Raw genomic sequence first — 22,199 nt, forward strand, 5'->3', positions numbered from 1 at the left:
AGCCTTATAAGTACTTCATATTAATACAAGTTTTTCGATAGATTTTTTTGATGGGATTCATAGAATCACAGTATTAGCACTCTTCTCAAGAGAGTGCTAATATAGGAACTTGAACGTGCCAGATCGGGTAATTGATACTCAGGATGGCAGCAATGAGGAGGAAAAATGGCAACAACTACGACACAATTAGTCCCTGCTACTGACAGCACCGCACTGGCCCTTGGCTTTAGCGGCACGCTGGGAAATATTGATGCCTATATCTCGGCAGTCAATCGCCTGCCCATGCTCACGCATGAAGAAGAAATTGATTATGCAAAAAAATTGCGTAATGACAATGATCTCGCAGCAGCGCAACAACTGGTTATGTCGCATCTGCGCCTGGTTGTTTCGATTGCACGCGGCTACCTCGGTTACGGCCTGCCCCACGCTGACCTGATCCAGGAAGGCAATATCGGCCTGATGAAAGCCGTCAAGCGTTTCGATCCTGATCAAGGTGTGCGTCTGGTGTCTTATGCCATGCACTGGATCAAGGCAGAGATGCATGAATACATCCTGAAAAACTGGCGCCTGGTTAAAGTGGCAACGACCAAGGCACAGCGCAAGTTGTTCTTTAACCTGCGCAGCCATAAAGAAGGCCTGGATGCCATGACACCCAAGCAGATTGATGCCCTGGCATCAACGCTGGATGTCAAACGTGAAGAAGTCATCGAAATGGAAATGCGCTTGTCCGGTCATGATATTGCCCTGGATGCACCTACCGATGACGATGATGAAAAATTTGCTCCTATCGCCTATCTGAAAACAGAATCTGACGAGCCTACCCGTGTGCTGGAAACACGCCAGTATGATCGTCTGCAAAGCGAAGGCCTGGAATCAGCCTTGTCCAAGCTGGATGCACGTTCACGTCACATCATCGAAGCACGCTGGTTGAAAAATGATGATGGTACCGGCGCAACCCTGCATGAGCTGGCAGATGAATACGGTGTATCTGCCGAACGCATACGCCAGATCGAAAGCGCGGCACTGAAGAAAATGAAAGGCAGCCTCGCCAGTTTCACTTCCTGAAACCGGCACTGCATAAAAAAGGCACTCGATGAGTGCCTTTTTTACTTTCTTTTTACTTTTTACTACCTGGTTTTGCGCTGTTTTTTCTGTCGCGCTATCTGTGCGCTTACTGCAGCAGCATCTTCAAATCATGCGCGATCGGTTCTGGCCCCTGACCATGCCGCAAAAACAGGCGTATACGGCCTTCGGGATCAAATACGTAGCTGCCAGCTGTGTGATCCATGGTGTAGCTGCCAGGCGTTTTGCCGGCAACCTTTTGATAAAACACCTTGAAGTCCTTGCCGACTTTGGCAGTCGCGGCGGCATCACCATATAAGCCAAGGAAGCTGGGGTCAAAATTCGGTACATAATTGGCCAGCAGGGCCTGGGTATCCCTTTCCGGGTCTATCGTCACAAACAGGACCTGTACTTTTTGCGCCAGCGGCCCCAGGGCTTTCATGACATTCGCCATTTCCACCATGGTGGTCGGACACACATCCGGGCATTGGGTATAGCCAAAGAAAATCACCACTGCCTTGCCACGAAAATCTGCCAGAGTGCGTGGTTTGCCGTTATGGTCGGTCAGGGCAAAGTCCCCGGCGTAATCGAGGCCGGTCAAATCGGTATTGACGAATTTTTCTGCCGGTTTCTGGCAAGCCAGCAGCAACACTGCAAGCACGGCAGCCATTAACCCTTTGAATACGCTGGATATCTTCATAGCTTGATGTAGTGGTCGATCAACAAGGCCGCAAACAACAGGGACAGGTAGATGATGGAAAAGGCAAAGGTCTTGCGAGCCAGCGCATCATCATAGTGTTTGTAGATACGCCATGCATACCAGAGGAAAATCGCACCCAGTATCACTGCGCTGATCAGGTAAATCAGGCCGCTCATATGTACCGCATACGGCAACATGGTGGTGGCAAACAGGGCGATGGTGTACAGCCAGATATGGAGACGTGTGAACTCCATACCATGAGTAATCGGCAACATTGGCAGACCTGAGCGAGCATAATCATCGCGGCGGTACATGGCCAGCGCCCAGAAATGCGGTGGCGTCCAGACAAAGATAATCAGAACCAGCAAGCAGGCCTGCATGGACACTTCGTTAGCCACCGCAGCCCAGCCCAGCGCCGGTGGCATGGCACCAGACAACCCACCGATGACAATATTCTGTGGCGTCGCCGGTTTCAGGATAATCGTGTAGACCACGGCATAACCGACAAAGGTGACAAAGGTCAGCCACATCGTCAGTGGATTGACCATGGTGTACAGTATCCACATGCCCATGCCGCCAATGACGCCGGAAAATACCAGTGTCTGCAGAACGCTGATGTCACCCTGGGCCGTGGCACGGCGCGCAGTCCTTGCCATGCGCGAATCAATTTCCTTTTCTACCAGGCAATTAACTGCAAAGGCGGCACCCGCCAGCAGCCAGATACCAATAGCGGCAGCGACGACGATACGCCAGTCAGGTAAATCCGGCGTTGCCAGAAACATGCCTATCACCGCACAGAACACGGCTAACTGGGTGACACGGGGTTTGGTCAAAGCCCAGTATTGGGCAAAACGATTGAAGGGCAAACTTAAAGTGGTCATGATCTATCTTCGGCAGCGGCAAGGCTCACATGCCTTATGCGGTAGTTTAACATGGTCAGCAACAGCACAAGGGTCGCTGCGCCACCATTGTGCAAAACCGCCAGTAACAAGGGCCAGGAAAAAAACACGGTGGATACGCCGATCAGGAACTGGGCAACAATCGCCAGCAAGATATTTCTGCCCAGCTTTTTCAGACCGGGAGTCTGGCGGGTTTTCCAGCCTGCCCACAGACAGACGGCAACCACCAGCAGTGCAAAATTGCGGTGCACCCATTGTATTGCCACCAGGGCATTGAAAGGCAGGTAATCGCCATTCACGGTCTGCCCCAGTTGTCGCCACAGGCTGAAGCCATGTTCAAAATCCATTGCCGGCATCATTTCGCCATTGCATGATGGATAGTCGTGACAGGCCAAGGCAGCATAGTTGGTGCTTACCCACCCACCCAAAGCAATCTGCATGAAAAGCAGCAGCAGAGCCAGGCTGGCGGGCAACAGCAGGCGACTGGCATCCACCTGTCGCAGCGCCTCACCCTGATCCTGATGACTTTGCTGTTCCAGGCTGGCACTCAGCAAGGCCAATAAGCCCATGCCGAGAATTAAGTGAGTAGTCACTATGACGGGTTGCAGCTTCAGTGTAACCGTCCATGCCCCGAACGCCCCTTGCAGACAAACGAAGAAAAGCAGGAAGGTGGATAACCAGGGTGCTGTGTTCAATTGTCGCCTGCGCGCCCAGGCAATTGCCATTTGCGCCGCGATCAGCACACCTACGCTCATGGCCAGATAGCGATGGACCATTTCTATCCAGGCTTTTTGCAAAGTCACCGGCCCGCTGGGCATGGCAATTTCCGCCGCCTTGATGGCTGCATGCGATTGCAGGGGATTGGCCTGGCCATAGCAACCCGGCCAGTCCGGACAGCCGAGGCCGGAATCGGTCAGGCGCGTGAAGGCACCAAACATGATCAACTCAAAGGTCAGCGCCACGGTGACGGCGATCAGTTTGCGGTATTTATTTTTTTCCCTGGAAAAAACCACCAGAGTCAGCGGTATTACCGCCACCATCAAACCTGTCAGTGCAAGTTGCAACCACATACATCACCCTATCGCTGAAGCACGCAATAATTTGCCGAGGTCTTTCTTGATCTTGTTCGGGTCTGCATCTTTGGGGAAACGCATCATCAGGTTACCGAGCGGATCAATCATGTAGATATGATCGCTGATCTGGGTAGCACTTTCGGTCGGCAACCAGGACTTGAGCACTGCTGGGTCCACTTTCAGCATGCGCGCACCATCGTGCTGGCGTATCAATGCGGTATCGATGGCGACGTCATCCGTGATCAGCCAGACCCGTTCTATCCTGTCCATTTCCTTGCCTTGTGCCACGCGCAACTGACGGATGTCATACATTTTCTTTTGACATGCTTCAGCACAGGCACCACTGTCGATTTGCAACATGATCCATTTACCTTTGTAGGCATCCAACCCCACCACAGCATCCGTCGCGGAAGCGCCCAATGGATGGCCGGCTATTTTCGGCATGGGGTAATTGCGCGGGTCAAGTATGCTGCCGTAATTGGTACGACCGCTGGGCTTGATGACATAATAAGCCAGGTAAGAAAAAATCATGGGGGCAGCACAGACTGCCAGCACGATCAGTAATTTCCAGCGACCACCCGAAGTTTGTTTATCTATTTTTTCCACGACGAAATCCAGTAACAACAAAAAATACAAAAGCCATCAGGGCCAGGGCATACCATTGAAACGCATAGCCCCTGTGCTTGTCGGCACCGGCAGATGGTAAAGGCCAGTCACGTGACAAGTTATCCTGGGTGGCAGAGGTTTGTTCCAGTATGAAAGGATAGAAATTCCATCCAGTCTGCTGCGCCAGTCCATCCAGTTCCAGGTTCTGCACGATACTGCCAGGTTTGACGGTTTCCGGTGTGCCAAGTTGCATGACGCGGTCCAGTTGATCCCTGACTATGCCTTCCAGCAGCAGCTCGCCTGCCGGCGCAGGTGCGGCTGACACATGCATGCGATCACGTGCATCGCGTTGCTGCCAGCCCCGGGCCACCAACACGTAACGGTTACCGCCTGCCAGCTTGAAGGGCATCAGCACATACAGACCGGCCTTGCCCTGCAAAGGGCGATTATCCAGGTAAACCGGCCAGTCATTGATGAACTGGCCGCGCAACTGCAGGGTGCGAAATGGCAATATCTGTGTTGCCGGCGTCGCTGCCGTCAATGCCAGCGCTGGTAAGTGCTGGCGCTCGGCCATCTGCGCGGCAACCAATTCCTTTTCTTGCGCGCGTCGCGTCTGCCATTGTGCCAATGCAATGCCCAGGCTGACCAACAGCAGGCAGGCAATGAAAGGGATGGGACGAAAACGGAAGGAAATAGGCATTCAGGTATTAAGGTATTACAATGAGAACATCAGTTAAACCAGCATCAACAATAGCTCAGTATGAAAATTCTTGTCGCCATCGCGTTTTTCCTCATCCTCTTCAGCCTGGGATCTGCCCTGGTTTATCTGATGAAGGACAAGGGGAAAAGTAATCGCACCGTCAAAGCGCTGGCATTTCGCGTCGGATTTTCCATCACCCTGTTTTTGCTGATCCTGCTGGCCAATCATTTTGGCTTGATACAGCCGACCGGCATCAGGTAAACCTGCCTGCCCTGCTGTGCCGTGAGTTGGATTCAATAACTGCAATCAAGTGTTTTATATAGGTAAAAAGCCAGGTAAAAAGCCAAGTAAAAAAGCCGCACTATCTGTGCGGCTTTTTTTATGCCACTCTGGGTAGCTAATGTATGCTTACAACCAGTAGACTACAACGTACAGACCAAGCCAGACCACGTCAACAAAGTGCCAGTACCAGGCGGCACCTTCAAATGCGAAATGGTGTTCAGGTGTGAAATGGCCCTTCAACACACGGTACAGTACCACGGACAACATGATCGCACCCATGGTCACATGGAAGCCATGGAAACCGGTCAGCATGAAGAATGTGGAACCATAGATGCCGGAAGTCAGCTTCAGGTTCAGTTCATGGTAAGCATGGATATATTCGTAAGCCTGGAAACCCATAAATACGGCACCCAGCAATATGGTAGCAAACAGCCAGATTGCTGTTTTCGCACGATGACCTTCACGCAGTGCATGATGGGAAATCGTCAGCGTTACACCAGAAGTCAGCAACAATGCTGTATTGATGGTAGGGATAGGGAAAGGACCCATGGTCTTGAAAGCATCGATGGTGCCAGCCGGACCGGTGTTACCCCAGTTGGCAGCAAAATCAGGCCACAATACCTTGTGATCCAGATCAGCCAGCCAAGGCATACTGATGCTGCGTGCATAAAACAGAGCACCGAAGAAAGCTGCAAAGAACATCACTTCAGAGAAGATGAACCAACTCATGCTCCAGCGGAACGACACGTCAATACGTGCGCTGTATTTACCGCCTTCGGATTCGGCAATCGCATCACCGAACCAGTTGTACAACACGACCAGCGTCAGGATGATACCGGCAAAGTTCAGGTAAGAACCCCATGCCTGACCATTGACCCAGGCCGACGCGCCAAGCATGGTCAGCAATAAGGTAGTGCCAGCCAGAACAGGCCATTTGGATGGACCTGGCACAAAATAATAGGGCACTTTAGCGTGTTGAGAACTCATTTCCATCTCCCGATGCAATTTAATTTACTACTTGAATTGTTATTTGGCGACAACATGCTTCACGATCACGATCAGCGTTGCGATAAAAATCAACGCGCCTATGATACCGGCAATTATCACGTGAACAGGATTCAACTGCGCTGCATCCTGTTCATAATCATTTTTCTTGCGTATCCCTAAAAACGACCAGAATACGGCTTTCATTGTTGCTAAAAACGAAGCCTTGCGCTTGCTTGCTTCTTTTAAATCTGTCATGACTTGCCCTGCCCTTCTGCCGCTGCCGCCTGCGGTTTACCGCCGACTTCAAAGAAGGTGTAAGACAAGGTAATCGTCTTGACATCCTTGGGCAAGGCCGGGTCTATATAAAACACCACCGGCATTTGCCGCGCTTCATTCGGCCCCAACGTTTGCTGCTTGAAGCAAAAACACTCCATTTTCTTGAAGTAGCCGCTGGCCTGTTGTGGTGCGTAGCTTGGTATTGCCTGCGCATCCATTTTGTAAGCCTGCTTGTTAACTACTTCGTAGACGACTTGCGCCATCTCACCGGGATGCACTTTCATGCTTGCCACGATAGGTCGAAAACGCCATGGACCTTGCGTATTCGCATCAAACTCTATGGTGACTTCACGACTTCTGTCGATCTGTGAATTCGATATTTCTTTTACCGAAATATCCTTGGGGGTCAGAATATTTACCCCTGTCAATTCACAAATCTGTTTGTAGACAGGCACCAGCGCATACCCAAAACCGAACATCAAGACTGCAATCACCAGCAACTTGCCCAGCATTTTTGCATTCAGCTTGCGCCTGCCGCCTGCGTCGGGTTCATCTTGCAACATGTACTACCCCTATCAGCGTAACCAGGTCTGCTTGATGATGACGCCAGCAAAAAACACCAGCGCCACAGAAAACAAAATGATGGCTGTTCGCAAGTTGTTCGGTTTTTTTTGATTACTCATTTTTTGTCTTGCTCCGGTACACCCGGAGCAAGCCTAAGCCGTACTACTATTATTTGAATTCTGGTGGTTCTTCAAACGTATGGAAAGGCGCAGGGCTAGGCACTGTCCATTCCAGACCTTCAGCGCCATCCCAGGGTTTCGCAGGTGCTGGCTGGCCACCTTTGATGGACGGGATCACCACTGCCAGGATGAAGTACACCTGCATAAAGCCAAAACCAAATGCACCTATCGTTGCAAGCTGATTGAAATCAGTGAACTGCGCAGGGTAGTCGGCATAACGACGTGGCATACCTGCCAGGCCCAGGAAGTGCATAGGGAAGAAGGTGACGTTGAAGAAGATCAGCGAGCCCCAGAAGTGGATCTTGCCACGCAGTTCGTTGTACATGAAACCAGTCCACTTCGGACTCCAGTAGTAATAACCGGCGAACAGAGCAAACAGGGAACCCGCTACCAACACATAGTGGAAGTGGGCAACCACGTAGTAAGTATCTTGCAACTGGATATCAATCGGTGTCACCGCCAGGATCAGGCCTGTGAAACCACCCATGGTGAAGACGAAGATGAAGCCGACAGCAAACAGCATAGGTGTCTCGAAAGTCATCGAGCCTTTCCACATTGTTGCTACCCAGTTAAACACTTTCACACCGGTAGGTACCGAAATCAGCATGGTGGCATACATGAAGAACAACTGTGCCGTCACTGGCATACCGGTTGTGAACATGTGATGCGCCCAGACGATGAAGGACAGGATAGCGATGGATGCTGTTGCATACACCATCGATGCATAACCAAACAAAGGCTTGCGGGCAAATGCAGGAACGATCTGGGAAACGATACCGAAGGCCGGCAAAATCATGATGTACACCTCTGGATGTCCGAAGAACCAGAAAATGTGTTGATACATGACAGGGTCACCGCCACCTGCAGCATTGAAGAAGGACGTACCGAAATGACGGTCAGTCAAAGTCATGGTGATCGCACCAGCCAGAACCGGCATCACAGCGATCAGCAGGTAAGCCGTAATCAACCAGGTCCAGCAGAACATCGGCATCTTCATCAGCGTCATGCCAGGAGCGCGCATGTTCAGGATGGTGGTGATGATGTTGATCGAACCCATGATGGAAGATGCACCCATGATGTGGACAGCGAAAATCGCCATGTCCATGCCAGGGCCCATCTGTGTCGACAATGGTGCATACAAAGTCCAGCCTGCAGCAGTAGCGCCGCCAGGTACCCAGAAGGAACCCAACAGCAACAGCGCTGCCGGTGGCATGAGCCAGAACGAGAAGTTGTTCATGCGGGCAAATGCCATATCGGATGCGCCGATTTGCAGCGGGATCATCCAGTTGGCAAAACCAACGAAAGCCGGCATGATCGCGCCAAACACCATGACCAGACCATGCATGGTGGTCAACTGGTTGAAGAACTCCGGCTGCATGAGTTGCAAGCCTGGCTGGAACAATTCGCTACGAATGCCCAAAGCCATGACACCACCGGCCAGCAACATCGTGAAAGCGAACCACAGATACAGGCTACCGATATCTTTATGGTTGGTTGCAAACAACCAGCGCTGCCAACCATGGGGATGGTCATGCGCGTGGTCGTGAGAGTGATCGTGAGCGTGATCAGCTGTAGTAGTGCTCATCTTTTCTCCTGTTCTTCCTGTTTATTACTTACGCGCAGCCAAAACTTCAGCCGGTTGGACGATGTTTTGTTCGGCTTTATTGGACCAGCTATTGCGTGTGTAAGTAATTACCGCTGCAATTTCAGTATCCGACAAAGTTGCCTTCCAGGCTGGCATACCACCCTTACCATTGAGCACAATACCGGTCTGCACCTCTTTTGGTCCGGCGACAACAGCAGAACCATCCAGCGCAGGGAAAGCACCAGGCAAACCTTTACCAGTTGGTTGATGGCAGGCCACGCAGTTCGCTGCATACACTTTTTCGCCGCGCTGTTTCAACTCGTCTATCGTCCAGACTTTGCTTGGATCATCTGCCTTGGCAGCCATTTCCTTTTTCTTGACGTCTACCCATTTTTTGTAGTCGTCATCAGAAACCACTTTGACCACGATAGGCATGAAAGCATGTTCTTTACCGCACAATTCCACGCATTGACCACGGTAAGTACCGATTTTCTCAGCCTTGAACCAGGTATCACGCACAAAACCAGGGATCGCATCTTGCTTGACGCCGAAAGCCGGAATAGTCCAGGAATGGATGACGTCATTCGCTGTAGTGATGATGCGGACTTTTTTATTGACCGGCACGATCACTTCGTTATCCACTTCCAGCAGATAGTTGTCACCGCGTTTTTCAGTCGGTTCAACACCTGGTGCACCCACTTGCGTACGAGGAGTAGACAGTGTGGACAGGAAGGAAATGCCTTCGCCTTCACCCTTCAGGTAGTCATAGCCCCATTTCCATTGCATGCCGGTGGCTTTAATGGTGATGTCGGCATTTGACGTGTCTTTCATTGCCACAACCGTTTTGGTTGCAGGCAAAGCCATGACGATAACGATAATGAATGGAACAATAGTCCATGCAATTTCAACTGCCGTACTTTCATGGAAAGTGGCAGCCTTGTGACCAACAGATTTGCGATGCTTCAATATGGAGTAGAACATCACCCCGAAAACTGCAACAAAAATCACCAGACAGATAACCAACATCAGGTTATGAATGGAATAGATTTGCTCTGCAATTTGTGTGACAGGCGGTTGCAGATTTAACTGCTTTATCGCCGGCCCGCCCTGGCTGTCAACAGCCGGACCATTCACCACCGCCCAAGACGGCAGACTAGCCGCCAACAGCGAAGCACCCAGCATGAACGACTTTAATCGCTTAGCATGTTTCATGAATTTCCCCAAAACCCGATTAGAATTCTTTTAACAGAGCGCCAGGGACACAGATTCAAAAATTACAAATGCGTACCGGCAACTTCCACAACTGCGAGAGTATAAGGCGTAAAGCAGGGTGATATCAAGCAGAATACATAGTAGCTAGCCATGATCTGGCTCAAATGTCACAAAGATTTATGCCAGGAAATCCAGCTTTCCACCTATTCATTGACGTGAGTTAAAGCCCTTTTTTGTGTGGATCGAAGCGGATAATGGCTTCACCTGCTGCGGTTTTTCTGGATACCGGACGGAATGCATGGCCATACACAATTTCAAAACTCAGCACTAACTGTCCCTGTGCATTGCGCTGCTGTTCCAGCCCGCTCAGCAACTTGCGGTAGGCACTGCGGCCAAACAGACCCTGACGGCGCGTCATCAAAGGATTGCCGCCTATGGCACGCACATCCAGCAAGAGTTTATTCACGTCCGTATAAGTCAAGGTGATTTTTTCCATATCCATGACCGGCGTGGAAAATCCCGCATTCACCAGCATATCGCCAAAATCATGCATATCGACAAAAGGGATGGTATGCGGCAATTCATCAACACCGGCAAAAGCCTGGCGCAACTCGATCAGGGTATCCGGGCCGAAGCAGGAAAACATCAGCAAACCTTCAGTACGCAATACCCGCCGCCATTCAGCAAATACCAGATCGGGTTGTGGATGCCAGTGCAAGGCCAGGTTCGACCAGATCAGGTCCATGGACGCGTTCGCCAGCGGTAAGCGGGCAAAATCGGCGCACAATAATTGCTGGGCTGCCTCTTGCCGCAATACACCCGGCGTCCATTTCGCCAGCAAACGGCCGACTGCAGACAGCGCAGCTTGCTGTTTTTGCAAGCCCGCCTGCAACATTGACAAAGAAGCGTCGACACCGTAGGCAAGCGCACTGGGATAATTTTTTTGCAACTCGGCCACATCATCGGTTTCGCCACAGCCAGCATCCAGCAGGCTGTGCGGCTGGATTTTCACCAGTTCCAATTTTTCCCGCATGCGACTGGCAATTTCACGTCGCAGGAAGGCGGAAGGCCGGATTTTTTCTGGCCGAGCAAACAGGCGACGAACCAGTTGCAGATCTATGGGGGCACTCAACATAAGCAAATAATGATTTTAACAACACTGAACATGCGATAAGCTGGCAGTTTACACGCTTGCTTACCAGCCTGCCTCTCTCAACACAGATAAACTCATGCAAGCCTTACCCGGCACCCTGTTGCGCCACCTTAAACATAGTGTCAGCGCGCTACTCCCCGGCAGTTGCGCCTTGTGCCAGCAACAGGCCGACATGGCGGTCTGCACGGGCTGTCGCCACGCCTATTTTGAACACCAACAGGAACGCTGCCTGCAATGTGCCCTGCCTCTGCCCGCTAATGCTGCCAGCCTGCGTTGTGGCGATTGCCTGCGCAATCCGCCCGCGTTTGACATGACGGTCGCCGTCTGTGACTACGCCGCACCGCAAGATCAACTGGTGCTGGCGCTTAAATTTGGCCATCAGTTAGCACTTGCTCCGTGGTTTGCTGCCATGTTACGCGACAGCATTCTGCGTCGGCCCGCTTTTGAATTGCCCCATTACCTGTGTGCCGTGCCACTGGGCGCGCAAAGACTGACCGAGCGCGGCTTCAACCAGGCGCTGGAAATTGCCGGCCCGCTATCACGGCAGTTGGGTGTACCGCTGCACACGAAACTTTTGCATCGCAGCCGCGAGACAGCTAGGCAGAGCAGCCTGCCGATTGATGCCCGCGCCCGCAATATCAGACAAGCCTTCAGCCTTGACGAACATGCACTGCATACGGTGAAGGACTTGCACATCGGCATCATCGATGATGTCATGACCACTGGCATGACCATGCATGAAATCGCTACAATGCTGAAACGTTTTGGCGCGGCCAAAGTCAGCACTTATGTGTTTGCCCGCACCCTTCCCCACACTTAATGAAGGAAATACCTTGTTTCACGTCGTCCTGGTTGAACCGGAAATCCCGCCAAATACTGGCAATATCATACGTTTGTGCGCCAACACCGGGGTGCAACTGCACCTGATCGAGCCGCTCGGCTTTCCGCTGGACGATAGCAAGATGAAGCGCGCCGGCCTGGATTACCACGACTATGCCACCATGAAAGTGCATAAAAACTGGGAGGCCTTCCTGGCTGCGGAACAACCAGACACGCAACGCATGTTTGCCATGACCACACATGGGTCCTCGGCCTTTGCCAGCCTGGCTTTCCAGCCGGGCGATTATTTTGTATTTGGCGCTGAAACACGCGGCCTGGCACCTGCATTGCGCGAATCATTCCCGCCCGGACAGCGTATACGCCTGCCGATGCGGCCAGACAACCGCAGCCTGAACCTGTCCAACACTGTGGCAGTGGTCGTTTATGAGGCATGGCGACAAAACGGTTTTGCCGGCGGTAGTTGAGCACAACACTGAGCACCGCACTAAGCAGCACGCTAAGCACCACGCGGCAAACGACACAGCGGACAGCAATACAGCGAAGGTCCGATTACCGTAATTACCACATCAGTAATGGAAATTTGTTTAATTCCCCAGAAAATCCTTTAGGATTCATATATCACATCCTGATTCTGGACGACGCAAAAAGCGTCCTTCTATTCCTATAACAACGTGGAAAACCAAGACCACAAGGTGCCAAATTCTCCCGGCGACGCATTTGGGGATGATCTTCAGCAACTGCAGCATTTGATCGATGCCCTGCCGGTGTGTATTTCTTTTGTGGACAGGGAATACCGCTACCAGTTCATCAATGCCGTGTACATCGACTGGTTTGGACTTCCCAGATCGGCAGTTCTCGGTCGGCATGTCATCGATGTCATCGGCAAGGATGCCTTTGCGCATGTACGCTCTCACCTGGATCAGGCATTCAGCGGCCATGCCGTCTCCTATGAAACAAGCATTCCCTATAAACATGGCAACAAAGATATTGCCGCCCAGTTATTTCCCGTGTTCGACAAGCAGGGGGAGGTACGTGGCTGCTATGCCATGGTCGTTGACATCAGTAAGCGCAAGCAGGATGAAGAGCAATTGCATCTCAACGAAGAGCGCTGGAAACTGGCACTCGAAGGGTCGGGCGATGGCGTCTGGGACTGGTATCCACAAACCGGAGTGGAAATCCTGTCGGATCGCCTGAGAGAAATCTATGGTTACAGCAAGGATGACATTGCCGACCTGTCGGAAGAACTGGATCGTCGCACACATCCACATGACCGGCTGCAAATGCAACGTGACCGACAGGCACATTTTGACGGACAGGCCCCTATCTATATCAATGAACACCGTGTGCAATGCAAGGATGGGCGCTGGAAGTGGATATTGACGCGTGGTGCCGTCATCGAAAGAGATGCCGCCGGCAAACCCACACGGGTAATCGGTACCCACACCGATATCTCCGAGCGGAAACAGGCTGAAGTTGCCTTGCGTGAAAGCGAAGAACGCTTGCGCATGGCCTTGTCGGCCACCAACCAGGGCCTGTATGACGTGAATGTACAGACTGGCGAAGCTATCGTCAGCGCCGAATATGCAAATATGCTGGGCTATGCGCACCAGGGCTTCGAGGAAAACAGGAATAACTGGGAAGCCCGTTTGCATCCAGGCGATTTCGCGGTGGCTGAGCGCGCCTACAGAAGTCACCTGGAAGGCCGGACCAAGGAATATCGTGTCGAGTTCAGGCAAAAAACAGCAACAGGTGATTGGAGCTGGATACTTTCAGTCGGGGCCATCGTCGAATGGGATAGCGACGGCAAGCCACTACGCATGTTGGGGACGGTACTCGACATCACGGAAAAGAAAAAAACCGAAGCACTGATCTGGCAACAGGCGAATATCGACACGCTCACGGGCCTGCCTAACCGCCGCATGTTTTATGACAGACTGGACCACGACATCAAGCTCAGCAAGCGTCGCAGATTATCGCTGGCAGTATTGTTCATCGATCTGGATTTTTTCAAGGAAGTCAACGATACCCTGGGCCATGCCACTGGTGATATCCTGCTGGTGGAAGCTGGCCAGCGCCTGCGCAATTGCGTACGGGAAAGTGATACGGTGGCCCGCCTGGGCGGTGATGAATTCACCGTTTCCCTGCCAGAAATGCGGGAACAGGACAGGGCCGAGGTCGTCGCACAAAATCTCATCCGCGCCATGTCTACCCCGTTCCAGATTGCGGGTGAAGAAATCTATCTGTCGGCCAGCGTGGGCATCACCATTTATCCGCGTGATGCCGACAACCTGGACGACCTGATCAAACATGCCGATCAGGCCATGTATGCGGCCAAAGACCAGGGCCGCAACCGCTTCAGTTATTTCACGCCCAGTCTGCAGACTGCGGCACTGGCACGTTTGCGCATGACCAATGATTTGCGGGTGGCGATAGCCGAGCAACATCTGCAAGTTTATTTCCAGCCCATCGTCGACCTCCACACTGGCCGCATACAGAAGGCCGAGGCGCTGGTACGCTGGCGGCATGCGCAACTGGGTTTCATCAGTCCCATGGAATTCATACCGATTGCAGAAACCAGTGGCATGATCCTGGCGATCGGCGATCTGGTGTTCCGTGAATCAGTCAAATGGGTGAAGCAATGGCGTCGCGACTATCATCCTGACTTCCAGATCAGCGTCAACCAGTCACCGATGGAATTCCAGGGGGATCAGGAACGCTATGTGAACTGGATACAGCACCTGGCAAACCAGGACCTGCCGGGCCAGGCCATCATCGTCGAAATTACCGAAGGCCTGCTGCTGGATGCAAGCCATACCATCACCAGCAAGCTGTTGCAGTTCCGCGATGCCGGCATACAGGTGGCGCTGGATGATTTTGGTACCGGCTATTCTTCCCTGTCTTACCTGAAGAAATTCGATATCGATTACCTGAAGATAGACCAATCCTTCATCCGCAATCTGGCTCATGGTTCCAGCGATATCGCCTTATCCGAAGCAATCATCATGATGGCCCACAAATTGGGGTTGCGAGTGGTTGCAGAAGGGGTGGAAACGGTACAGCAACGCCAGTTGCTGGAACAGGCTGCCTGCGACTTTGCGCAAGGCTATCTGTTTGCCAAACCGCTGCCACCAGAAGAATTTGAACTCTTGCTGCAACAACAAAAATCCTCAGCCAGCTGACCTGACTCTGGCCAGCAATTTGCTGGTGGAACGGTCATGTTCAAACTGAATCGCTGCTACCTGCCCACCATATGCCAGTACGGCCTGGCCTTCGGGTATGGTAGTCATATCGTAGTCACCACCTTTGACGTAGATATCCGGATGTGCGGCCAGCACTGCCTGCAAGGCTGTGTCTTCATCAAACTCAACTACCAGACTGACCGCTTCCAGTGCGGCCAGCACTGCCATGCGGTCTTCGCAGGTATTCACAGGACGGTCGTCGCCCTTGCCCAGGCGTTTGACGGAGGCGTCGGTATTCACCGCCACCACCAGCGACGCCCCCAGCGCCCGCGCATCTGCTAGGTAACTGACATGGCCGCGATGCAGGATGTCAAACACGCCATTGGTCATGACCACAGGTTTCGGCAACGCAAGCACACGCTCAGCTAATTCTTCGCGGGTAGTAAGTTTTTTTTCGAATTGTGGCATAAGAAACTTTGTGGGTATTTTACGAAAACCACTCACCAAAGGGGCTCGAAGACACAGAGGGTGCACAGAGAAGTGCAAGAGTATATAAACGCGAATGATTGCGAATTTGTAGGTTGGGCTACGAATTATCAGCCCAACACCCAGCATCTAAATAAGGTATTTGCTTATCAAATGCACAGTGTTGGGCTGATGAAACGTAGCCCAACCTACGAGAAAATACGATTTCGGTTTTCTCTGTGCTTTTCTCTATGCCTCCGTGCCTCTGTGTTGAGAGGTCTTGATTTAAGAAATAAAAAAGCCGCTAATGATAGCGGCGATTGTACAGGTTCAAAGCAGGTTTAAGCTGCGCTTGGCAAACTGCCTGGCAGAATAATCAGCCTTTGCGCCACTTCCTTGCGGTAGCGGTTCAAGTCTTGCACGGTTTCAAATGTACGCTCGAACAGCAGCGACATATTATGCAGGATGCGGTCAACGACTTTCTTTTCCCACACGCCATCAAACTTGATCTGGCCATCCAGCCAGCGTTCCAGCCAGTCCGGGTCTGGCAGGCGAGACTGTATGGTGTCGTTCGGGAACAGGGCCTGATTGACATGCAGATTGGTAGGATGCAAGGGTTTTTCCGTGCGTCTGGCCGATGCCATCAGGACACCGATCTTGGAAAACGCTGCACGTGCCACATCGCCGACTTCGGCCAGGGATTTTTTCATGTAGCGCAGATAGGCACCGCCATGTCTTGCCTCATCCTGGCTGATGATCTTGTAAATATGCTTGATCACCGGTTCGGTATGCCATTCAGATGCGCAACGATACCAGTGATTCAAACGTATCTCGCCACAGAAATGCAGCATCAGTGTTTCCAGTGGCGGTGCCGGGTCGAACTCGAAACGCACGTTATCAAGTTCTTTTTCTGTCGGTACCAGTTCGGGATGAAAACGGCGCAAATACTCCATCAATACCAGCGAGTGTTTTTGCTCTTCAAAAAACCAGATCGACATGAAGGCACAAAAATCGCTGTCACCGCGATTGTCGCGCAAAAACATTTCTGTCGCAGGCAAGGCCGACCATTCAGTGATGGCATTCATCTTGATGGTTTGTGCCTGCTCTGGCGTCAACTTGCTGGCGTCAAATTTATCCCAGGGGATATCTGACTCCATATTCCAGCGCACTTGCTCCAGAGACTTGAATAATTCAGGGTAAAGCATGGTGAACCTCTGATAGATATAGCAAAAATTAGAATCTTTTACCTAATTTTACCAGAGAGATGTGACGGCTTCACGACAAGCCTTATTTTGCCAATAAGTAGCTCCAGTGCAAGTCCACTAGCTCAACTGATGTCATTTTCGCTGATTGCCTGTCTGACTTCTTCACGGTCCAGATTTGGGGCAAACTGCTGTATGAATTCAAAGGTATAACTGCGCAGGTAAGCGCCACGCCTGACTGCCAGCCGCGTTACATTCGACGCAAACAGGTGGCTCGCCTCTATCGTCCGCAGACCATGTGCACGCTGCACTTCTATCGCCATCGAGGCAACCAGACCCACGCCCAGACCCAATGCCACATATTGCTGGATCACGTCAGAGTCCATGGCTGTCAGCACAATGTCGGTACGCAGACCCGCCAGACGGAAGGCATCATCGATATGGCCGCGACCGGTAAATCCTACGTCATAGGTAATCAACGGGTAATTCGACAGGTCTTCCAGCGTCAGCACGTCCTTGTTCAGCAGGGGATGATTTTCGGGAACCACCACCACGTGGTTCCATTCATAGCAGGCAAATGAGGCCAGGTCTTTGAATTGCGACAAACCTTCCGTCGCGATACCGATATCCGCCTTACCAGACAAGACCCATTCGGCAATGTGTTCAGGTGAACTTTGTTGCAAGGCGATGCGCACATCCGGGAAAGCCTGACGGAAACCCTGTACCACTTTCGGCAAGACGTAGCGGGCCTGGGTATGGGTAGTGGCGATGGTCAGCGTACCCTTGGTCTGGTCAGAATAATCTTCGCCTGCCTGGCGCAAGTTTTCTGCTTCCAGCAACAGGCGTTCTATTATGGGCAAGATGTCGCGGCCAGGTTCGGTCAGCCCGGTCAGGCGTTTACCGTTGCGTTCAAAAATATCGACGCCCAGTTCTTCTTCCAGTTCGCGAATCTGGCGACTGACGCCAGGCTGTGAGGTAAACAAGACATTGGCGACTTCAGTCAGGTTATAACCACGGCGCGAAGCTTCACGGATGGAGCGTAATTGTTGGAAATTCATGGCTTACCTTATTGAGCGTCGACAAACACGTGGAGGCGCTTGGGGCGTACTACCAGTGCTTCACCGACTTTGAGTTTCAGTTGTTCATAGCGTTCTGTAGAAATCATGGCTTCCACCAGTTCGCCGTTGTCATCCCGTTCCAGTTCCAGCTGTGCCAGTGGCCCTATGCTGTGCACACGGCGCAATTGCACGACCAGCCCGGCAGCACCCGGTGAATAGCGGTCAATTTCCAGCTCATGCGGTCGCACATAACCGGTACCGAAGGCGTCCCGCGTTTCAGCATGACCTGGTGCTTCAAACGGTACACCGTCTGCATCAAGTATGCCTTCATGGATACGGCCACGGAACAGGTTCACATTACCCAGGAAACCATATACGAAAGGCGTGGCCGGATGATGATAAACCTCGGCCGGTGCCCCTACCTGCTCCACCTTGCCATGGTTCATGAGTACGATCTTGTCAGCCACTTCCAGCGCTTCTTCCTGATCATGGGTGACGAAGATACTGGTCACATGCAATTCATCATGCAGGCGGCGCAACCAGCGGCGTAATTCCTTACGCACCTTGGCATCCAGTGCACCGAAGGGTTCGTCCAGCAACAATACGCGCGGTTCTACCGCCAGCGCACGCGCCAGCGCAATACGCTGACGCTGGCCGCCAGACAACTGCGGCGGATAGCGATCGGCCAGCCAGTCAAGCTGCACCAGTTCCAGCAGCTTGGTGACTTTTTCCTTGATCTCGCTTTCTTTCGGGCGCAGATGACGCGGTTTGACACGCAGGCCAAAAGCGATGTTTTCAAAGATGGTCATATGCTTGAACAGCGCATAGTGCTGGAATACGAAACCAACCTGGCGTTCGCGCACATGCTGGGCTGATGCATCCTGGCCATCCAGCAAGACCTGTCCGCTATCGGCATATTCCAAACCAGCGATGATACGCAACAACGTGGTTTTTCCACAGCCCGACGGGCCCAGCAAGGCGGTCAGTTCGCCATTCGGAAAATCCAGCGATACCTTATCCAGTGCAGTGAAATTGCCAAAGCGCTTTTGTAATTGATTAACAGCGATACTCACGGTGAACTCCCTTATTTCTCTTCATTCCTGTGGCAACTGGCGGTTTTCATTGGTGCGCCATTCGACTAGTGATTTGAGTGCCAGCGTCAGCAAAGCCAGCAAAGTCAGCAGCGAAGCGACAGCAAAGGCAGCAGTGAAGTTGTACTCGTTATATAAAATCTCGACTTGCAGGGGCATGGTATTGGTCTCGCCACGGATATGGCCAGACACTACCGACACCGCACCGAATTCACCCATGGCACGGGCATTACACAAGATCACGCCATACAACAAACCCCATTTGATATTCGGCAGGGTCACATACCAGAAAGTCTTCCAGCCGGATGCACCCAGCACCAGCGCCGCTTCTTCTTCTTCACTGCCCTGCGCCTGCATCAGGGGTATCAGTTCACGCGCGACAAAGGGAAAGGTGACGAAGATCGTCGCCAGTACGATGCCTGGCACGGCAAACAGTATCTTGATTTCATGATCGCGCAACCATTCGCCAAACCAGCCCTGGGCACCAAACAGCAATACATAAATCAAACCGGAAATGACGGGCGATACCGAAAACGGCAAGTCGATCAGCGTCAGCAAGATATTCTTGCCACGGAATTCGAATTTGGCGATGGTCCAGGCCGCCGCCACGCCAAACACCAGGTTCAGCGGCACGGCGATGCCAGCCGCAATCAGGGTCAGCTTGATGGCGGACAAGGCGTCTGGCTCGACGATGGCAGCCAGGTACACTTGCCAGCCTTTTTTCAACGCTTCAGAAAACACCGCAGCCAGCGGCACGAACAGGAACAGCGTCAGGAAAGCCAGTGCAGTCACCGATAAAACGATGCGCACCCACAAAGGTTCTGTGGTGGCAGCGGGGGTGATGACAGGTTCATACCGGCGTGCTGCCACGGGTGCATTGATGGTGATGGCAGTCATTATTCTCTCCCTGCGTTTTGTCGGCTGCGGGTCCATGCCTGCAAGGCATTAATGGACAGCAACAGGCTGAAGGACAGTAACAACATCACCACCGCTATCGCGGTTGCACCGGCGTAATCGTATTGTTCGAGTTTGGTAATCATGAACAGAGGTGTGATTTCAGAAACCATGGGCATGTTGCCGGCGATGAAAATGACCGACCCGTATTCACCGGTGGCGCGGGCAAACGCCAGCGCAAAACCGGTCATCAGGGCCGGCAAAATACTAGGGAAGATGACCCGTGCAAAAGTCTGGAAATGGCTGGCACCCAGACTGACGGCGGCTTCTTCCAATTCTTTTTCAGCCTCTTCCAGTACCGGCTGCACGGTACGCACGACAAAAGGCAGGCCGATAAAGGTCAGGGCAACCAGTACCCCCAGCGGCGTGTAAGCAACCTTGATACCCAGCGGTGTCAGCAATTTGCCCAGCCAGCCATTCGGTGCATACAGGGTTGCCAGGGTGATGCCGGCCACCGCAGTCGGCAGGGCAAATGGCAGATCGACCAGAGCATCCACCAGTTTTTTGCCGGGGAATTTATACCGCACCAGCACCCAGGCGACAATGCCGCCAAAGAACACATTGATCAGCGCACCCAGCAAGGAAGCACCGAAAGTCAGTTTGTAGGAAGCGATAACCCGGTCAGAAGTGACTGTATTCCAGAATGCCTCCCAGGTCATGGTAAAGGTCTTCAGGAAAACCGCCGACAGCGGTATCAGGACGATCAGACCCAGATAAAACACGGTAAATCCCAAGGAAAGATGAAACCCCGGGATAACGCGCCTGACTTGTGGATTGTTACCAAAAAACCTTGCCATATGCAGCCCTTATTACAGATACGACTATTGATGAGTAATATTGGCAGTTTTTAGTTATATAGAAAACGAATTTTTTCTTATTCCTAAATTCGTTTTTCGCATATGGAGCAGCAAAAACCAGCTTTTTTTATCGCCTTTGTCGATTTTTTGGTAATTTTTTAGCAATTAACCAGATAATACTGATCAATATGCAAATTTAACAGCATCTTCAAACACTACCGCTTGCTGGTGTTCTGCCCGGCTTAGCAAACCGGCTTTCGGCAAGTCAAACAGGAAGCCCTGTATCAGATAAGGGCTGGCGGTCTGGTTGGCATCACGCAATGCCTGCAGCCTTTTTTGATTTTCAATACGGCGGAAAATCACATGGCAATTGCCACGATCTGCCTGTTCCAGCAAACGAATCTGTGCTTCTGCATCATTGGCCAGACTGATATCGACCTTGATGGAATCAGGCCGGATGCGGTCCAGCAAATCACCGGCCTGCTCCAGGCTGGCGGCATGCAGGCCGATGCGGAAGCCATTGCGACGGTAATTTTCGGCCACATGGGTCAATACCCAGCGCTGGCTGGGTGTAATCTGCGGCAATTGCAGGATGATGTGATGATGCGGTAATTCCAGCACATCCAGAATACGGCGAAAAGCCATGCCGTGGTTTCCTTCCACCGCGGCCAACAGGCGACTATGCACACTCAGGTACAGGTCCAGATGTGCACTTTCGGGCTGGCGATAGAAATTCAGGGTATGCAGCAGACGGCAGAGTCTGTCCAGTTCAACCGACTCATCATCGTTGGCGGCGTTTTCCAGCAACTTCCAGATATTCAAGCCCTGGTCATCGCTGGCATAACTGCGGGCATAGGCTTCATAGGCCACAACACGGCCGTCATCACCGGAACGTATCGCCTGGAAAGCACTGGTCAGGGTGGAATTGAAATAACGCCCACGGGCACGCCCCTGCTCGTCCAGCCACAGATTGGTGGTGGCCAGCGTACTTTGCAGGCGGCTCAGATAGTTTTGCAATGCGGGATAGTGCATGCAGACCTCACACTTCGATAACAGTCATGTTTCTACAATTTTGCAATCGACACTTCTGTGGCCTTGACCAATGCCACGACTTCAGAACCGATGACCAGGTTCAGGTCCTTGATGGAACGGGTGGTAATCACCGATGTCACGATACCAGCCGGTGTTTCCACATCGACTTCAGATACCACTGAACCTTCGATGATGGCTTTGATTTTGCCGCGGAACTGGTTGCGGACGTTGATGGCTTGTATGCTCATGATGCTTCCTTTAAAAAATTAAAATATAAATTACCTGCAATGCGCGCTGCATATG

25 protein-coding genes are annotated in these 22,199 nt (G+C 52.1%); 5 read left to right on the plus strand and 20 right to left on the minus strand.

Annotated features, from left to right (window positions below; genetic code table 11):
* Positions 1-165 precede the first annotated feature (165 nt).
* A complete protein-coding gene (gene rpoH, locus ACO0K9_RS07625) occupies positions 166-1,065 on the plus strand; it encodes an RNA polymerase sigma factor RpoH (protein WP_422983433.1) in 900 nt (299 codons plus the stop codon).
* 106 nt (positions 1,066-1,171) lie between these two features.
* On the opposite strand, the gene ACO0K9_RS07630 is transcribed toward rpoH, so the two are convergent.
* Genes ACO0K9_RS07630 through ACO0K9_RS07650 form a run of 5 tightly spaced genes read right to left on the minus strand, consistent with a single transcriptional unit; the run spans position 1,172 to position 5,040 of the window.
* Positions 1,172-1,762: an SCO family protein gene (locus tag ACO0K9_RS07630; protein ID WP_422983435.1), complete on the minus strand. Its 591-nt coding sequence runs from the start codon at positions 1,760-1,762 to the stop codon at positions 1,172-1,174.
* Positions 1,759-2,643: a heme o synthase gene (cyoE, locus tag ACO0K9_RS07635; RefSeq protein ID WP_422983437.1), complete on the minus strand. Its 885-nt coding sequence runs from the start codon at positions 2,641-2,643 to the stop codon at positions 1,759-1,761. Before cyoE ends, ACO0K9_RS07630 begins: the two co-directional genes overlap by 4 nt.
* On the minus strand, positions 2,640-3,731 hold the full coding sequence (locus tag ACO0K9_RS07640) for a COX15/CtaA family protein (RefSeq protein ID WP_422983439.1): 1,092 nt from the start codon (positions 3,729-3,731) through the stop codon (positions 2,640-2,642). Before ACO0K9_RS07640 ends, cyoE begins: the two co-directional genes overlap by 4 nt.
* A 3-nt stretch (positions 3,732-3,734) precedes the next feature.
* Positions 3,735-4,331 carry an SCO family protein gene (locus ACO0K9_RS07645; protein WP_422983807.1) on the minus strand — a complete coding sequence of 199 codons (597 nt, stop codon included), beginning with the start codon at positions 4,329-4,331 and terminating at the stop codon, positions 3,735-3,737.
* Positions 4,324-5,040 carry an SURF1 family protein gene (locus tag ACO0K9_RS07650; RefSeq protein ID WP_422983441.1) on the minus strand — a complete coding sequence of 239 codons (717 nt, stop codon included), beginning with the start codon at positions 5,038-5,040 and terminating at the stop codon, positions 4,324-4,326. The genes ACO0K9_RS07645 and ACO0K9_RS07650 overlap by 8 nt, the downstream gene beginning before the upstream one ends.
* A gap of 60 nt (positions 5,041-5,100) precedes the next feature.
* On the opposite strand from ACO0K9_RS07650, the gene ACO0K9_RS07655 reads away from it, so the two are divergent.
* Positions 5,101-5,301, plus strand: coding sequence for a twin transmembrane helix small protein (locus ACO0K9_RS07655; protein WP_110256438.1), 201 nt, complete (start codon positions 5,101-5,103; stop codon positions 5,299-5,301).
* Positions 5,302-5,448: 147 nt separating this feature from the next.
* On the opposite strand, the gene ACO0K9_RS07660 is transcribed toward ACO0K9_RS07655, so the two are convergent.
* The 7 genes from ACO0K9_RS07660 to ACO0K9_RS07690 all read right to left on the minus strand — a co-directional run bounded on the left by ACO0K9_RS07660 (position 5,449) and on the right by ACO0K9_RS07690 (position 11,260).
* Positions 5,449-6,309 carry a cytochrome c oxidase subunit 3 gene (locus ACO0K9_RS07660; protein WP_422983444.1) on the minus strand — a complete coding sequence of 287 codons (861 nt, stop codon included), beginning with the start codon at positions 6,307-6,309 and terminating at the stop codon, positions 5,449-5,451.
* A 39-nt stretch (positions 6,310-6,348) separates the two neighbouring features.
* On the minus strand, positions 6,349-6,564 hold the full coding sequence (locus tag ACO0K9_RS07665; RefSeq protein WP_422983446.1) for a DUF2970 domain-containing protein: 216 nt from the start codon (positions 6,562-6,564) through the stop codon (positions 6,349-6,351).
* Complete coding sequence (locus ACO0K9_RS07670; protein WP_422983448.1) at positions 6,561-7,148, minus strand: cytochrome c oxidase assembly protein; 588 nt, start codon at positions 7,146-7,148, stop codon at positions 6,561-6,563. The genes ACO0K9_RS07665 and ACO0K9_RS07670 overlap by 4 nt, the downstream gene beginning before the upstream one ends.
* A gap of 12 nt (positions 7,149-7,160) precedes the next feature.
* Complete coding sequence (locus ACO0K9_RS07675) at positions 7,161-7,268, minus strand: cytochrome oxidase small assembly protein (protein WP_222619350.1); 108 nt, start codon at positions 7,266-7,268, stop codon at positions 7,161-7,163.
* A gap of 49 nt (positions 7,269-7,317) precedes the next feature.
* On the minus strand, positions 7,318-8,913 hold the full coding sequence (gene ctaD, locus ACO0K9_RS07680; RefSeq protein ID WP_422983450.1) for a cytochrome c oxidase subunit I: 1,596 nt from the start codon (positions 8,911-8,913) through the stop codon (positions 7,318-7,320).
* A gap of 24 nt (positions 8,914-8,937) precedes the next feature.
* Positions 8,938-10,125, minus strand: a complete 1,188-nt coding sequence (gene coxB, locus ACO0K9_RS07685; RefSeq protein ID WP_422983452.1) for a cytochrome c oxidase subunit II — start codon at positions 10,123-10,125, stop codon at positions 8,938-8,940.
* Between the two features lie 220 nt (positions 10,126-10,345).
* Positions 10,346-11,260 (minus strand): methyltransferase domain-containing protein, encoded by a 915-nt coding sequence (locus ACO0K9_RS07690; protein ID WP_422983454.1) that lies wholly within the window; start codon positions 11,258-11,260, stop codon positions 10,346-10,348.
* A gap of 94 nt (positions 11,261-11,354) precedes the next feature.
* On the opposite strand from ACO0K9_RS07690, the gene ACO0K9_RS07695 reads away from it, so the two are divergent.
* The 3 genes from ACO0K9_RS07695 (at position 11,355) to ACO0K9_RS07705 (ending at position 15,297) form a co-directional block, all read left to right on the plus strand.
* A complete protein-coding gene (locus tag ACO0K9_RS07695; RefSeq protein WP_422983456.1) occupies positions 11,355-12,098 on the plus strand; it encodes a phosphoribosyltransferase family protein in 744 nt (247 codons plus the stop codon).
* Positions 12,099-12,111: 13 nt separating this feature from the next.
* Positions 12,112-12,582 carry a tRNA (uridine(34)/cytosine(34)/5-carboxymethylaminomethyluridine(34)-2'-O)-methyltransferase TrmL gene (trmL, locus tag ACO0K9_RS07700; RefSeq protein ID WP_422983458.1) on the plus strand — a complete coding sequence of 157 codons (471 nt, stop codon included), beginning with the start codon at positions 12,112-12,114 and terminating at the stop codon, positions 12,580-12,582.
* Between the two features lie 207 nt (positions 12,583-12,789).
* Entirely contained in the window at positions 12,790-15,297 is a 2,508-nt protein-coding gene (locus tag ACO0K9_RS07705; protein WP_422983461.1) for a sensor domain-containing protein, read from the plus strand.
* Here the strand turns inward: ACO0K9_RS07705 and rfaE2 are convergent.
* From rfaE2 to ACO0K9_RS07745, 8 genes are all read right to left on the minus strand, one after another.
* Entirely contained in the window at positions 15,286-15,765 is a 480-nt protein-coding gene (gene rfaE2 / locus ACO0K9_RS07710) for a D-glycero-beta-D-manno-heptose 1-phosphate adenylyltransferase (RefSeq protein WP_422983463.1), read from the minus strand. The genes ACO0K9_RS07705 and rfaE2 overlap by 12 nt on opposite strands.
* 338 nt (positions 15,766-16,103) lie before the next feature.
* Entirely contained in the window at positions 16,104-16,967 is an 864-nt protein-coding gene (locus tag ACO0K9_RS07715; protein ID WP_422983465.1) for a ferritin-like domain-containing protein, read from the minus strand.
* Positions 16,968-17,089: 122 nt separating this feature from the next.
* Positions 17,090-18,022 carry a CysB family HTH-type transcriptional regulator gene (locus ACO0K9_RS07720; RefSeq protein ID WP_422983467.1) on the minus strand — a complete coding sequence of 311 codons (933 nt, stop codon included), beginning with the start codon at positions 18,020-18,022 and terminating at the stop codon, positions 17,090-17,092.
* Between the two features lie 8 nt (positions 18,023-18,030).
* Positions 18,031-19,095, minus strand: coding sequence for a sulfate/molybdate ABC transporter ATP-binding protein (locus ACO0K9_RS07725; RefSeq protein ID WP_422983469.1), 1,065 nt, complete (start codon positions 19,093-19,095; stop codon positions 18,031-18,033).
* 21 nt (positions 19,096-19,116) lie between these two features.
* Positions 19,117-20,010: a sulfate ABC transporter permease subunit CysW gene (gene cysW, locus ACO0K9_RS07730; protein ID WP_422983471.1), complete on the minus strand. Its 894-nt coding sequence runs from the start codon at positions 20,008-20,010 to the stop codon at positions 19,117-19,119.
* Complete coding sequence (gene cysT / locus ACO0K9_RS07735) at positions 20,010-20,864, minus strand: sulfate ABC transporter permease subunit CysT (protein WP_422983473.1); 855 nt, start codon at positions 20,862-20,864, stop codon at positions 20,010-20,012. The genes cysW and cysT overlap by 1 nt, the downstream gene beginning before the upstream one ends.
* A gap of 183 nt (positions 20,865-21,047) precedes the next feature.
* Positions 21,048-21,896, minus strand: coding sequence for an EAL domain-containing protein (locus ACO0K9_RS07740; RefSeq protein ID WP_422983475.1), 849 nt, complete (start codon positions 21,894-21,896; stop codon positions 21,048-21,050).
* A 32-nt stretch (positions 21,897-21,928) separates the two neighbouring features.
* On the minus strand, positions 21,929-22,144 hold the full coding sequence (locus ACO0K9_RS07745) for a TOBE domain-containing protein (protein WP_110256421.1): 216 nt from the start codon (positions 22,142-22,144) through the stop codon (positions 21,929-21,931).
* Between the last annotated feature and the right edge of the window lie 55 nt (positions 22,145-22,199).

Origin of the sequence: Undibacterium sp. Ji50W, from assembly GCF_049340445.1 — a bacterium.
GTDB lineage: Bacteria > Pseudomonadota > Gammaproteobacteria > Burkholderiales > Burkholderiaceae_D > Undibacterium.